This window comes from Duganella qianjiadongensis, assembly GCF_009857915.1.
GTDB lineage: Bacteria > Pseudomonadota > Gammaproteobacteria > Burkholderiales > Burkholderiaceae_D > Rugamonas > Rugamonas qianjiadongensis.
Map to the genome: position 1 here is coordinate 1 of NZ_WWCM01000104.1, position 255 is coordinate 255.

Consider the following 255-nt stretch of genomic DNA (forward strand, 5'->3'; position numbering starts at 1 on the left):
CCAGCCCTACCAGTTTCTGCCTTGTAGTAAATCTCAGGGGGATTAGCTCAGCTGGGAGAGCACCTGCTTTGCAAGCAGGGGGTCGTCGGTTCGATCCCGTCATCCTCCACCAAGAGTTCAAATGTAAAGGTTGTCCTTTAGATTTGATCTTTTAGAGATCAAGTGCTGTATGTTCTTTAACAATCTGGAAGAAGTAAGTAAATTTTTATTGATCGTTTTACGGTAAAACGTAAGACGATGGGTAATGATTGTATG

General features: G+C 42.7%; 1 tRNA gene. It reads left to right on the plus strand.

Going from position 1 to position 255, the window contains the following annotated elements:
- Positions 1–36 precede the first annotated feature (36 nt).
- Positions 37–112 (plus strand) — tRNA-Ala (locus GTP27_RS23485).
- Positions 113–255 lie beyond the last annotated feature (143 nt).